Origin of the sequence: Nocardia macrotermitis (assembly GCF_009604405.1) — a bacterium.
Classification (GTDB): Bacteria; Actinomycetota; Actinomycetes; order Mycobacteriales; family Mycobacteriaceae; genus Nocardia; species Nocardia macrotermitis.
Genome location: NZ_WEGK01000002.1, coordinates 276,047 through 289,440 on the forward strand (window position 1 = coordinate 276,047; position 13,394 = coordinate 289,440).

Consider the following 13,394-nt stretch of genomic DNA (forward strand, 5'->3'; position numbering starts at 1 on the left):
GCATGACGTCCTCGACGCCGCGCGGATTACCCTCGGTGGGCGTGAGCAGGGTGCCCGACATGCCGGTGATGTGGTCGAAATGGCCGCCGCTGAAGATCTGTTTTCCGGTGATGCTGAGCGAATGTTCCGAATCCGCCGTGATCGACAGGCCGTTCTTGGCCTCCAGATATTTGGCGAATCCGTTCCAGCGGCTCGAACTCTGTTTCTCCGGATCGTCCATGACCTGATCGTTGGTCTGCGAGGAGATGATCTTGATCTTGCCGTCGTCGCTGACGTGGTAGTCCGAATTGCGCTCCGGGCCCCATTCCGCCTGTGCCGCATGGGCGTATTCCTCGGCGTCGGCATCGCTGATGCGGTCGCGGCCCAGCATGGCGGCCAGTTTGTCGCGGGCGGCGGGGGTCATCCTCGCATCGAAGACACCGCGTTTCTCCAGGTCCTTACCGAAGTCCTCCGGACCCAGGACACCGCCTTCCTTGGCCTCCTGCAACGTCTTCCAGATCTCGTGCACATGGTTCGAGAACGCCTCGTCGGCCGGGCCGGACTTACCGGGCGACAGCACATAGTGGGTCTGCTCGTCGATCAGCTGCGCATCGATCTCGTCGATGATCAGATCGCCGCCGGGGAACGGTTCGAAACGATCCGGCAGGCCCCGGGCCTCGGCGGCGGAATCCAATATCTTCTTGTATTCCTGCATCGAGGGCGCTTGTTCCAGATCCGCGCGCAAACTCGCCAATTCCTCGGTCGACATACCGCTGTCCTTCAGCTTGTCGACCACCGCCTGCGCCTCTTTGACCGCGCGGAATCCGTAATCCTGCGCGGTGCCCAGGACGATCAGTTTGCGGCCCTCCACCCGTTCCGGGAACGGCTGATCCGAATCCAGGTGATACACATCGATCCCCAGGCCGTGATCGCCCGCCACCAGACTTTCGAATTCGTGCTGCATATGGACCACCAGCGGATCGCTACTGGTCATCACATGCGCGATACCCTTTTCCAGCACCGTGCGGGTGGCCCGGGAGATCGCGGTCAATTCCTTGCCCTCGCCGGTATCCATTTCGACCGGGCCGTGCCGCATCAGAATTTCCGAGGTGAGCTGCGTCCAGCGCAGCACCTTACCGCCCGGACCGCCGATCTCGCCGCCGGTGCCGCGTCGGAACAGTTCGATCTGGGCGGCGCGGGAATCCTTCTCCGAACCTTCGAGGATGCGCTGTTCGAGCTCCTGGTTGCTCAGTTTCGCCAGCGGGCCGGACTTGTCCTTGCCCGCCTGGATGTCGTAGTGCGCCAGCAGTGACTCGGCCGCGGCCTTCGCGGCGGAGACCCGCTGCCTGCGGATCAGCGGGAAGGCGTCCTCCTGGCTGATGTGGCCGTCCTGGAACGCTTTCCAGGTGTCGGTACCCGCCTTCTCGGCGTCGGACATGAGGGTGTCCACGGCCGTTTCGACGGTCTGCCGGTGATCCTGTGCGGCCTGTTCGTAGACGGCGCGGGCCTCGGAGATGTGCGCGTCGTCGTGGGTGGATTCGGCCGTCTCGAGCGCGCGCCGGGCCTCCTCGACGCTCTCGGCGGAACGTTCGATGGTCTGTTTGACCTGCTGCTGATGCTGCTCGGCGCGTTCCTGCCCGGCGGTGAGGCGTTGCAGCACTTCGGGATCGCGCTTCGGCGAGCCGGACTCGGCCGGAGAGTCGTTGTGCGAGTGGAGATCCGCTGGTTCGGTCGGGCGCGAGGTGGAGTGTTCGGCCTTGCCGGGGACCCGGACCTCGGTGATCCGCGGATCCGACAGCACCGTGTCCAGGGTCGTCGATCTCGGGACCGCGCGTCCCTCGGAATCGGTCAGACCGCCGGAGCGGGACCAGATGTAGTGCGCGCCGGAGTCGTCGCCCAGAACCACGAGATCGTGTGCGCTGGACGAACTTTTACCGAATGCGGCCTTGGACAGCTGCTGTGGCTGGGTGCCGAGTTCGGTGACGTCGGCCCAGTTGCGGCCCGGCGGGCCGTCATGAGTGCTGGCGGCGGGGACGTCGTTCGGCGGGGTGGGTTCATCACGTGACGGAGTGTCGGTGTGATGTGGTTCGGTGACGGTCGACGCGCCGATGCGGACGTTGCCGGTGGACTCGACGCCGTCCGGGGTGCGTCCGGGCGCGCGGGTAGGGCTGCCGTCGGCGCTGTAGAGCACGGCGGTAACCCCGGCGACCTTGTCGCGATCGTGGAAGATCAGCGGGGTTTCGCGATTGGTGGCCGGATCCCACACCCAGTCGTTCTTGTTCCTGACGGTCATCACGACCGCGTGTGCGCCGATGCCGTGCTGATCGGCCGGGCCGCGATAGCTTTCGATGACCGCGGCCTTGGCGCCGGGCCCGAGCGCGCGCAGTGCCTCGCCGACCGCCTCGTGGTTCGGGAAGCTCTGCAGTGTTCCGGTGGAACGCATCTCGAATTCGAGCGCGTCCATACCGTGCAGGCCGACCGGCTCCTCTGGCGGGAAGATGCGGCGGTTCTCGGGGAACTCGGATGCCAAGCGCCGCAACACTTGTCGGCTGCAATCGTTGACGACGCGCTGGCCGGTGCGGTAGTCGGTGTGGGTGTGCTCGTGGGGGGCGCCGGGCAGTTCACCCGACCTGCTCGCACCGGCCCGCGGTGCGGTGAGGTTCTCGAGCGGATCGCGCCGGTTCGCGGTGATCTTCGGCAACGGGTCGCTACCGGATCTGCTTTCCTGCGAACGACTTTCGGGATCGTTGCGACGGAGCGGGCTGCTGCCGCCCTGTTCGTTGCCGTCCTTGCCGAGGGTGGACCGGAACGGGTTCGTGCCGCCGGATCTGGTCTCGTCGCCGGTTCGCGGCAGCGGGGTGGTCTGATTCTCGGCGGGGCGCAAAGAGGTGCTGCCGTTGCGGGTGTCGGTCGTGTTGAATCGCGGGTCCGATTCGTCGACGACGTCCTCGACGGTGGTCCGGAACGGGTTGCCGTCCTTGCCGTTCCGCGTTGTGTCGGTGCTGCGGAATCGGTTGCCGCCCTGCGAATCCGCCGGTTTCTCGGTCGAGCGCGAGATCCCCGACTCGTCCGGGGCGTCCTCGACGGTGGCGCGATATTTGTTCCGGTCCGGGGTGTTCGTGAGATTGCGGGACTCGGGGGTGGCGCGCAGCTGATCTGTGCCGTTGCCGGTGAGTTTCGATTCGGCGGCCATCCGGTAGGGGTTGTTGCTGCCCAGCGTGGGGCGGGCCTGCTCCTGGGTACCGGTGCGGAGCGGGGTGCTGGAGCCGTCCGCAACCTTCGAGACGGAGGAGTAGGCGCGGGGCTGCTGCGCCGGGCGGCTGTCGAGACTGGACGATACCGGCTGTCGGACAGTGGAATTCGAGTTGTCGGAGATATTCGTGGAACGGATCGGGGTGCTCTGCGGGGGCGTCGTCCGGTCGGTCTGCCGGAACGGGTTGGTCTGTTCGGATCCGTTGCGACTGCCGTTCACCGGGTTGGTTTCCGGGGTCCCGTTCACGCGTTGTTCGGTGGATCCGTGGATGGGGGACTGTTGCGCGGCGTTGTCGGAGGATCGGTTGTCGATCAGCGATTCGTTCCGGGTGGGTACCTCGTTGTGGGGTCCGCTGTCGGTGCGGCTGTTCGCGGCGAGGTTGGTGTTGTTGTCGCCGTTGAGGTTTCGGGCGTGCTGGTCGAGGTTCGCGGCGGGTTGGCCGGATTTGCCGTTGGCGGGCGAGAATTCGCTGCTGTTGCTGCCGTTACGGCCGTTGACGCTGCCGCGGTTGTCGACCTGCTGGGTCGAGTTGCCATTCGTCTTGTTCCCGTTGACATTACGGGTGCTGTCGTTCGTCGTGTTCCCGTTGACGTTGCCGCCGTTGCGGTTGTTGCCGTTCGAGAGTCCGCCGCGTGAGATCTCGCTGGCGGGCGAATTCGAGCTATTGCTCTGTGTCCGTTGCGAATTGCCGTTGACCGGTGGGGTCTGGGTCTGCGCGGCGGCCGGGTTGTCGGTCTTGACGTCGCCTCGCCCGGGTTTCGTGTCGGACAGGACGGTGCTGCCGTCGCCGGAGGAGGGAAGTTTCTCGGTTGTGCTGTAGGCCGGTGGTTTGTCCTCCGCGCTGTACGCGGGTAGCGGCTCGTACCCGCCCGCTGCGGTGAATTTGCCCTGGAAGTGCCCGAGCACGCCGTGCACGCCACCGACGAGACCACCACCCACACCGCCGATCAGTGCGGCGGGATCGAATTCCCACTGCCCGGTGATCGCGCCATACGCGACGATGCCCGCGCCCGCGCCGACCACACCGGCGGGGATACCGGATCCGACAGCGACCAAACCTGCTTTCCACCAGGTCATTTCGCCGTTCTTGGCGACCCATCCGCCCAGGTACTTGCCGCCGAGGTGACCGATCGGGGTGGCCACGCCACCGGAGATCGCGCCGACCGCGCCGGTGATGAACATCTGTTTGACGTTGAAGCCCTTGCTGTGGCCCTGCGCGAGTTCGATGCCCTGGGCGAGTGCGTCGGTGCCGAGACCGATCGCGCCCTGCTCGAGCACCTGAATCGCGGTGAGCTTCCACAGCGGTGTCGCGGCCAGACGCGCGGCTCGTGCGGCGAGGGCTCCGGCCAGACGCGAGGCGATCAGGCGCATGATCCCCGCGCCTTCGGCCTCGATCAGCGGCACCGCCCACGCGCCCCACAGTGTGGCCAGCGCGTACGCGATCTCCGCGGCCATCACCGCCAGGGTGATGATGATCTGCAACTTCGCGTACTCGGTTTGCTGTCCGCAGTCGAACACCGAGTCGGCGAGCTGCTCGAGGCCCTCGATGATCTTCTCGACCGAACTGTCCCCCGAAAAGAACTGGTCGAACTGGGATTTCATCTGATCCGCGCCACTACCGCTGTAGTTCTGCGAGGCAGTGTCGCACGCCAGATGCAGCGGTGTCAGGATCCCCTTGAGCCCTTCGGCGGCCTCGGTCCAATCCTCGCTCAATGCGAAGAGGGCGTCCTCATCACCTTTCGGCCACGACGACCCGGCCAAATAGGACAGCCACTGTAGCCCGGCGGGCATCTCGATACTCATCGTTCAACAGACCTCGTGCGCGCCACATGATCTCAGCGGCCGACGGCTGCCGAACATCGTGCCGAGCGCAGCGCGGCCCGCGATGTCACAGCAAACCCGAACCGGTGAGTAGCGGTGCTCGAGCACCGCTGCACGCACGTCGAACTAGGTATCTCGGTGCGATCGAACCCTGCTCCCTCAAACACGTTGCGCACTCCTGCCCGGCCCGGATCCGAAGATGGACTCCCGGTTAACGGTACCGCAATTCCCCAGGAATGCAGGACAACTCGGACAGGCCGCCGGGCGGATGCTGCGGCGAGAGCCGAAAAACATTGCTGCCCAATGCAGCTGGCCGATAAGCCCGATTTGCCGGTGTGAGACGGGAACTCGCGAGGTGAGCCGGAGTGATCGGCCAGGTGGGGTGGCCCAACGGAATCACTCCGGGTGCACCGTTCGTGTGATAAGGCCTACATCGAGGGGTGTCTGTGCGATGGCTGTGAATCGCCGAATATCGTTTGTGAGGTTACGTGAACGTGAACTCGATGTTGCTGTGGCAGGCATCGGAATCGGCTCGGGCGGAATGGCGAATCGCGCTCGGCGGCGATCATTTTCGATCGCATACGGCCCTAGCTGCGCGTTTGGTCTATACCGACTGCATCGATAGCTGATCGATGGCTCGAGTCGGTGATGTTACGAAGGGGAAGCCAGGGCTCGGCGGCAGCTGTCGAATGTGCCGCGGCTCACATCGGCTGTATACCCCCATACACAGTGCCGACGGCTCCGAATACTTGATGGTGCACGGCGGGCGATGATTCGGGTTCGTCGCGCACTGTCTCGGATACACCCGGCACCGGTGGATGAACGCAATGAGCCGCTGACAACCACCGGTGCACGGGCTCGGGGATCAGGAAACCAGTCCGCGACCGGTGGTGAGCGGGATATCCACGGCCGTCAGCAATCCGGCCCGGGCCTCGATCACCGCGGGCACGGCGCTGACCAGCCGGGCGGCAGTACCGACCAGGCCCGCTCGCGCGTGATCGCCGTTGCTGTAGAGCTGGAGATCCAGCCGGTAATCGGGTTCGCCCTCGACTTCGACTCGGTAGCAACCCTTTCCGGTGGGCTGCGGCCACTCCGGGGCCAGCTCCGGATGCAGCCGGGTGATGTGTTCGAGCACGAAAACCTCACGCCCCGACCGAATCCCACTGACCCGGAAACGCAGGGCGGCGGCGGTTCCGGCGGCTACGGTACGTCCGGCCACCTGCAGCGGTCCGGGCGCGGCGATCCGCTCGAAATCCTGTGTCACATCGTCCAATTCGACATCCAGCGCGGCCGCGAGCTGACGCACCACACTGCCCCACGCCAGGGTGAGCACGCCCGGCTGCAACAGCAGCGGCAACTCCTCCAGCGCGCTGCCGAAACCCATGATCTCGAACAGCACCTTGGGATTGTCGTAGGTGGAGTAGTCCATGAGTTCCGAGCACACGACGCGGTCGATGCGTTCGCTGCCGCTGGTCAGCAGCAGTGGGAGCCAGTCGTTGGCCCAGCCGGGATCGATCCCGTTCACCCACAGTGACGCCCCGCCCTCCCGCGCGGCCTCGACGATCGGGTCGATGGCTTCGGAAGGCAGTGTGCCGTAAGGGAATTGCAGGAACACCGGACTGCTGGACACGACGTTGATCCCGGCCCGCAGGAAGCGTTTCAGGTCCTCGACCGCCTCCATCAGCCGATCGTCGGCCATGGCGGTGTGCACGATGCAATCGGGTTTCAGGGCGAGCAGCGCGTCGGCGTCGGTGGTGGCGATGATGCCGGTCGGGGTGTCCAGGCCCGCGAGTTCGGCGGCGTCCCTACCCGCCTTCGCCTCGCTCGACACCCAGACGCCGACCAGCTCCAGTTCCGGCCGGGCGATGATGGACCGCAACGCCCAGTGCCCGACATTGCCTGTGCTCCACTGGATTACGCGATAGGTCATGCTCACTCCTCACAGATCCGGCAGGCCGAGTGCGAGATTCGGGGCCTCGATACCGCCGTCGACCTCGAGTATCTTGCCGGTGATGTAGCCGCCCGCGCGGGAACTCAGGTAGACGATCGCCGCGGCGATCTCCCACGGCTCGCCCAACCGGCCCAGCGGGGTCGCGTCCTCCATGGTCTTCTTGACCGCCGGCTGCTGCGCGACGACCTCGAGCGCCGAGGTGAGCACCGAGCCGACCGCGATCGCGTTGACCCGGATGCGCGGGGAGAGATCGGTCGCGGCGAGCCGAGTCCAGTGTGCCAGTGCGGCTTTCGCGGTGCCGTAGGCCAGGAAGCCGCGGCCCGGGGAGCGGCCCATCATCGAGGAGATGTTGACCACCGAACCGCCGTCGCCGCGCAGCATGTGCGGGACCGCGGCCTGAGTGAGCGCGTGCGCGGTGCTCACGTTGAAGCGGAACGCCTCCTCGAGGAATTCCGGGGTGGTGGTCATGAAGGTGTTCGGCATGGTGCCGCCGACATTGTTGACCACGATATCGATCCGGCCCAATTCCGCTGCGGCGGTGTCGGCCAGCGCGGTGACCGCGGTGAGGTCGGACAGGTCGCAGGGAACGGTGATCGCCTTGCGGCCCAGCGCGCGGATCTTGCCCGCCACCTCGTCGAGTTGGGTGGCGGTGCGGGCGGCGATCGCGACGTCGGCGCCGGCCTCGGCCAGGGCCAGGGCGGTCGCCGCGCCGATGCCGCGACCCGCGCCGGTGACGACGGCGACGCGGCCGTCGAGGCGGAAGGTGTCCAGGATCATCGAAATCTCCTCGGTTGTGTGGTTTCGATCACAAAGTCTTTAAGAATTATTGCTTAATTGTCAAGAGTTCGTTCCGTCTGTCCTGGTGAGTGGGTTATTCTGCTGCCTGTGGCAGAGATGACAGCGCGCGAGCGGATCCTCCTCGCGGCGGAGCGGCTGATCGCCGAGCGCGGGCAGTCGGTGCCGCTGCGCGATATCGCGGCGGCGGCCGGGCAGCGGAACAATTCCGCGGTGCAGTACCACTTCGGTTCCCGGGACGGGCTCATCGAGGCCGTGGTGGAACAGCGGATGGCGACCCTCGAGCTGCGTCGGCTGGAACTGCTCGCCGAACGTGCCGCCGCCGACGCGCCGGACGGGGTGCACGAACTGCTCGAAGCGCTGGTCGTGCCCATGTTCGAATTGCGGTCCCAGCACGGAATCGGTTATTACGCAAGGTTTCTCGAGCAGATCCGCACCCACCCCGCGGTGACCGACGAGGCCAATCTGCGCGGCACCCGCCGCACCTCGGTGCGCGTCATCATGCACCGCCTCGACCGCGCCCTGCCCGAACTTCCGCCCGCCCTGCGCCTGCGCCGCCTCCGCACCCTCCCCACCGTGCTGTTCTCCCTGCTCGCCGACCATGAACGCGCCATCGAGGACGACCGCGTCGCCGCCGACGACACCACCGCCTGGTCCGAACTCATCGATATGCTGGCCGGCGTCCTCACCGCCCCGGTCGCCGCACCGCGCCTCGGCAATAGCATGAAGGCATGACACCCTCGATCGACTTCGCCGCCCCGATCGCCGTCCTACGCATCTTCGATGTCACCAAGGCATACGAATTCTATTGCGACTACCTGGGTTTCACCGTCGACTGGGAACACCGCTTCGAACCCGACCTCCCCCTCTACGCCCAACTCTCCCGCTCCGGCGCACTCATCCACCTCAGCGAACACCACGGCGACGGCACCCCCGGCACCGTCCTGTGGACAACCGTCGACGACATCCACACCTGGCATGCCGAACTAGCCGCGAAGAACTACGGCTACGCCCGCCCCGGCCCACCCCAACCCGGCCCCGGCGGCCCAGGTTTCGCCGTCACGGACCCGTTCGGCAACACCTTACGTTTCGCCCAGCGATGATGAGCCACCGTATTTCGTTGGCGGCGAGTTGGTTCGCGGCGGGTGTTGTGAGCACGATCTGTTGGTGCCGTGTGTCGTTCGGGTCGGCGGCGGGTCGGGGCGGACAATGTCGGATTGCTGTGTCGTCGGTAGTGGCCTGTGGTTCGCGCAGCGGGGTGAGTCGCCGTATTTCGTTGGCGGCGGGACGGATTCGCGGTCGGCGGGAGTTCGGTGTGTGGTTCGCGACAAGTGTGGGCGCGTGATCTGTTGGTGCTGTGTGCTGTTCGGGTCGGCGGCGGGTCGGGTCGGATGACGTCGGTTGCTGTGTCGTCGGTAGTGGCCTGTGGTTCGCGCAGCGGGGTGGGTCGCCGTATTTCGTTGGCGGCCGGATGGGTTCGCGGTCGGCGGGAGCCCGGCGTGTGGCGTGGTTCGCGGTGGGGGTGTGAGCGCGTGATCTGTTGGTGCTGTGTGCTGTTCGGGTCGGATGACGTTGGTTGCCGCGTCGTTGGTAGTGGCGTGTGCTTCGCAGGGCGGGGGTGAGTCGCCGTAATTCCGTTGGCGGTGAGTTGGATTCGTTGTCGCCGGTGATAGGGCACGTGAGTGTGGTTCGCGGTGGCCGGTCGTTTTCGGCGGCGGGTGTGAGTGCGGAGAGGTTGTTGTGGGTGAGCGTGTTCTGACGCAGGTATGACGGATGGGTGATCGACAGGCTTGACGAGGGTCGCTTGGCGGTGCGGCGGAGCCGATCGAGCGGACCCGTTCGTGATGGTCGAATTGTCGGGCGCGATCGTGCGCCGTCGGGCTCGATGACGTGGCGGAAGGGGAGGGTGGCTATTACCTTGGGTGATTGTGGATGACGTGGGTAGTCCGGCGGTTCCGGTGCGGTGGCGGGGGTTGGGGACTCCGGCGATGGTGGGGGGGATCGCGCTGGCTGCGGCTGCGGTGGTGCATTTCTATGATCCGCATGTGGAGGGGTCGTATGGGATCTGTCCGTTTTATGCGTTGACCGGGTGGTGGTGTCCGGGGTGTGGGGGGTTGCGGGGGATGCATGATCTGACCGAGGGGCATGTGCTGGATGCTGTGCACAGCAATGTTTTTCTGGTGCCGCTGATCGTGGGGTTCTCGCTGTGGTGGGTGGAGTGGGTGGTGCGGCGGTGGCGGGGGGTGCCGGGGCGGCGGTGGGCGATGAACCGCGCGACGTTGGTGGTGGTGCTGGTGTTGCTCACGGTGTTCACGGTGGTGCGCAATACGCCGTGGGGTAGCTGGCTCGCTCCGGTGTAGTCGCGGCGTGGGCGTGGTGTGGTTTGCCCGGACATTCGGCATGCTGGTGGTATGGCTGATTCTCTGAAGGCCCGTATCCGGGACAAGCTCGTGCGTCAGCTGAACGAGGACGGCGTGCCCGATCGAGAGCGCGACGATCCCCGGCAGATCGCGGTCGAGGCCGATCTCGAGGCCCTCGACGCGGTCGCCGAGGACGATCCGCTGCTGGAAGAACTCGCCGCGCGCTATCTGGTGCCCTGAGGGATCAACGCTGCCCGGTGCTCCGAGGGGCCAGCGTTATTCGGTGCTTTGAGGGATCAGCGTTGTTCGGTGCTCCGAGGGGCCAGCGTTGTTCGGTGCTTTGAGGGATCAGCGTTGTTCGGTACTCCGACGGATCAGAAAGCGCAGGGTGCGGCACCGGATGCGCCCGACAGCCCGGGGCGGGTTTCGGGGGACGGGTTCCACTGGCCGTCGGTGCAGGTGTAGTCCCAGGTCGGGCCTGTCGTGACGAGTGCGGCGAGGGCTTCGATCAGGCGGTCGACATCCGCGGCGCTGGTGCCCAGGCCGATGCTCGCGCGGATCGCGCCGTCGACGCCGAGGCGGGCCAGCAGGGGATGGGCGCAGAAGCGGCCGTCGCGGACGCCGATGCCGTACTCGGCGGACAGATAGGCCGCGACCTGACCCGGGGCGAATCCGTCCACTGTGAAGGCGAGGATGCCGACACTGTCGGCGCTGTCCGGCCAGATACGCAGGAAGTTCACTCCCGCAAGGGATTTCAGGCCGTCACGCAGGCGTTCGGTGAGGGCGCGTTCGTGTGCCGCGGCGGCCTCGGCATCGATCGAGCCGAGCGCGTCGCAGGCGGCGGCGAGGGCGGCCGCGCCCAGCACGTTGGGGGATCCGGCCTCGTGACGTTGTGGCGCGCAAGCCCATTCGGCCTCGGTGGTGGTGACCCGGCGGACCGCGCCGCCACCGGCCAGATACGGTTCGGCGGCGTCCAGCCAGTCGCGGCGGCCGACCAGCACGCCCGACCCGAACGGTGCGTAGAGCTTGTGGCCGGACAGGGCGAGATAATCGATTCCGATGTCGCACAGGTCGATTCGCCGATGCGGGGCCAGCTGCGCGGCATCGACCAGAATCCGCGCACCGCACTGATGCGCCACCTCGGCCAGCCGCCGCAGCGGCAGCACCTCACCGGTCACATTGGAAGCACCCGTAACTGCCAGCAGCGCAGCGGGTTTGGCGCACAGTTCGGCGACGACGCGGTGGATGGTCTCGTCCACCGTGTCGGCGGCGCGCACCACCCGGCGGCCGTGCCGGGTCCAGGGCAGGAAGTTGGCGTGATGTTCGATATCGAGTACGACGGTGTCGCCGGGCACGCACGAAGCCAGCAGATTCAGCGAATCGGTTGTGTTGCGGGTGAATACGACCACCTGATCGTCGGCGCAGTTCAGGAAGCGCGACACCGAGTTCCGGGCATTCTCGTAGCAGTCCGTCGAGATCCGCGAGGCGTATCCCGCGCCGCGATGCACACTGGCGTAGTACGGCAGCAGCTCGTTCACCCGGTCGCACACCTGCGTCAACGCCGGTGCGCTGGCCGCATAGTCGAAATTGGCATATCCGCGAGTTCCCCCTTGCACCAACGGAACTCGCAGATCGCATCCGGACACACGGGCGATCGGAGCACAGGTCTGATCGAGTACGGCAGTCATCACAACCCTCTTCGGGACAGGGGACCCCGGAAAAGGTGAACGGGAGCCCGCGCTTGCCGCACCCGGTCGGGCGACGGCCCGGTCGTCACCCGGAGCACCCCGCCGCGGAGGAGGGTTGCCGACCAGCTAGCCGGGGCTTGACGCTGGCACTCATGACCTGAATCGAGATTGACAGACACCCCCGAACCTTGTCAACCCCGTCGATTTTCCCTTGCGCTCGGCGCTGAACTGCGTTTGCTTGGTCCGATGAGTGTTTCGCTACTGCTCGGTTTCCTCGGACTGTGCGTGCTGCTGGCCCTCACCCCGGGCCCCGATACGCTTCTGGTGTTGCGCTACGCGATCGCCGGACGACGCCCCGCTGTCGCGGCCGCCGTGGGGTGCGCGCTGGGTGGGATCGCGTGGGCGGTGGTGGTCGCGGCCGGGGTCGCCGCGCTGCTGGAGCAGTCGGCGACCGCCTATCGTGTGCTGAAGGTCGTCGGCGGAATCTACTTGGTGTACTTGGGAATTCGCACTCTGCGTGACCATCGCCGGGCCCGAGCGGATGCCGAGGCGCAGCGGCGGCCCGAGTCCGGCGAAACGCTATCGGGCGGGGCGTTATCGGGCCGTGCGGCATCGACGCGGTCCGCGGCCGTCGCCGGGGTGCTGTCCTGCCTGTCGAATCCGAAGGTCGGCCTGTTCTACCTCGCGGTGTTGCCGCAGTTCCTGACCCGTGTCACGTTCGGTGCCACATTGACCCTGGGCGTGATCGAATCATGTGTTGCCGCAACGGAAATGGTGCTGCTCGCGGTCGCAGCCGCAAGTGCCGTGCGGCTCGTGACCCGCCCTCGGGTACGGGATCGACTGGAACAGATCAGCGCCGGAGTGCTGGGCGCGCTGGGCATCGGCACGATCGCTTCGGCCGCGTGAGGGGTGCCGCGTGCGAGTTTTGCGCCGAAAAATGATGCCTCACAACAACTTTCGACGCAAAACTCACTACAGCCCACGCGGGCGATGATACGAACCGTTGTAATACAGCAGCGGCGCGGCGATCGGATTGTCGTCGGTGGTGTCCTGAACCCGGGTGACCAAACCGATGACCAACGTGTGATCACCGATCGGAATGAGCTGATGCACAGTGGCCCGAACCCAGATGGGGGTGTCGTGCAGCACCGGCTCACCGGTATCCAACGTCGTCCACAGCGAACTGTCGGCGAACCGCTCGTCGGCGGTGCGGGAAAAGCGTTGGGCCAGATGAAGTTGGTGGTCGCCGAGGAAATGCACGACCACCGATTCGGCCGCCAACATGGCCTCGATACTCGACGACGTCTCCGCGATATTGAAGGAGATCAGCGGCGGTTCGGCGGAGAGCGAGGCGAACGAGGTCGCGGTGAACCCCACAGGCCGCCCGTCGTTCGCGAGTGTGACAATCGTCACTCCGGCCGGATAATGCCGCATCGCCCCGCGGAACTGCGCCGCGGTGATCCCGCCGGACTCGTCCGGATGGTGCTTCGACGCGGACGAATCGGCCGGTGCCACGGAGATCTCGGACTGCCGGGAGTTGCTCATCA

Annotated in this window: 10 protein-coding genes and 1 riboswitch (1 of these 11 cut by a window edge); of the genes, 5 read left to right on the forward strand and 5 right to left on the reverse strand. The window is 66.2% G+C overall.

Features of this window, described 5'->3' with window-relative positions; all coding sequences use genetic code 11:
- From NRB20_RS05050 to NRB20_RS05060, 3 genes are all read right to left on the reverse strand, one after another.
- Nucleotides 1-5,035, reverse strand: the 5' portion of a protein-coding gene (locus NRB20_RS05050) for a toxin glutamine deamidase domain-containing protein (RefSeq protein WP_153408041.1). It extends 25,106 nt beyond the left edge of the window; the window shows 5,035 of its 30,141 coding nt (coding positions 1-5,035); its start codon is at nt 5,033-5,035; its stop codon lies beyond the left edge, outside the window.
- 883 nt (nt 5,036-5,918) lie between these two features.
- Complete coding sequence (locus NRB20_RS05055; protein ID WP_153408042.1) at nt 5,919-6,983, reverse strand: NAD(P)H-dependent amine dehydrogenase family protein; 1,065 nt, start codon at nt 6,981-6,983, stop codon at nt 5,919-5,921.
- A gap of 9 nt (nt 6,984-6,992) precedes the next feature.
- The gene (locus tag NRB20_RS05060) at nt 6,993-7,781 is read right to left on the reverse strand and encodes an SDR family oxidoreductase (protein WP_153408043.1); all 789 of its coding nucleotides are present in this window, start codon (nt 7,779-7,781) and stop codon (nt 6,993-6,995) included.
- Nucleotides 7,782-7,898: 117 nt separating this feature from the next.
- Here NRB20_RS05060 and NRB20_RS05065 point away from each other — a divergent pair, with 117 nt between their 5' ends.
- The 4 genes from NRB20_RS05065 (at nt 7,899) to NRB20_RS05080 (ending at nt 10,399) form a co-directional block, all read left to right on the forward strand.
- Nucleotides 7,899-8,534 carry a TetR/AcrR family transcriptional regulator gene (locus NRB20_RS05065; protein WP_227833263.1) on the forward strand — a complete coding sequence of 212 codons (636 nt, stop codon included), beginning with the start codon at nt 7,899-7,901 and terminating at the stop codon, nt 8,532-8,534.
- Nucleotides 8,531-8,902: a glyoxalase superfamily protein gene (locus NRB20_RS05070; protein ID WP_153408045.1), complete on the forward strand. Its 372-nt coding sequence runs from the start codon at nt 8,531-8,533 to the stop codon at nt 8,900-8,902. The genes NRB20_RS05065 and NRB20_RS05070 overlap by 4 nt, the downstream gene beginning before the upstream one ends.
- A gap of 885 nt (nt 8,903-9,787) precedes the next feature.
- Nucleotides 9,788-10,159, forward strand: a complete 372-nt coding sequence (locus NRB20_RS05075; protein ID WP_153408659.1) for a DUF2752 domain-containing protein — start codon at nt 9,788-9,790, stop codon at nt 10,157-10,159.
- 51 nt (nt 10,160-10,210) lie between these two features.
- Nucleotides 10,211-10,399 (forward strand): hypothetical protein, encoded by a 189-nt coding sequence (locus NRB20_RS05080; protein ID WP_153408046.1) that lies wholly within the window; start codon nt 10,211-10,213, stop codon nt 10,397-10,399.
- A 134-nt stretch (nt 10,400-10,533) separates the two neighbouring features.
- Here the strand turns inward: NRB20_RS05080 and NRB20_RS05085 are convergent, their stop codons facing one another.
- Entirely contained in the window at nt 10,534-11,847 is a 1,314-nt protein-coding gene (locus tag NRB20_RS05085) for an aminotransferase class V-fold PLP-dependent enzyme (RefSeq protein ID WP_153408047.1), read from the reverse strand.
- A gap of 44 nt (nt 11,848-11,891) precedes the next feature.
- Nucleotides 11,892-12,005: riboswitch (SAM riboswitch) on the reverse strand.
- A gap of 88 nt (nt 12,006-12,093) precedes the next feature.
- On the opposite strand from NRB20_RS05085, the gene NRB20_RS05090 reads away from it, so the two are divergent.
- A complete protein-coding gene (locus NRB20_RS05090; protein ID WP_153408048.1) occupies nt 12,094-12,753 on the forward strand; it encodes a LysE family translocator in 660 nt (219 codons plus the stop codon).
- Nucleotides 12,754-12,819: 66 nt separating this feature from the next.
- Here NRB20_RS05090 and NRB20_RS05095 read toward each other — a convergent pair whose 3' ends face one another.
- Nucleotides 12,820-13,392 carry a flavin reductase family protein gene (locus NRB20_RS05095; RefSeq protein WP_153408049.1) on the reverse strand — a complete coding sequence of 191 codons (573 nt, stop codon included), beginning with the start codon at nt 13,390-13,392 and terminating at the stop codon, nt 12,820-12,822.
- Nucleotides 13,393-13,394: the final 2 nt, after the last annotated feature.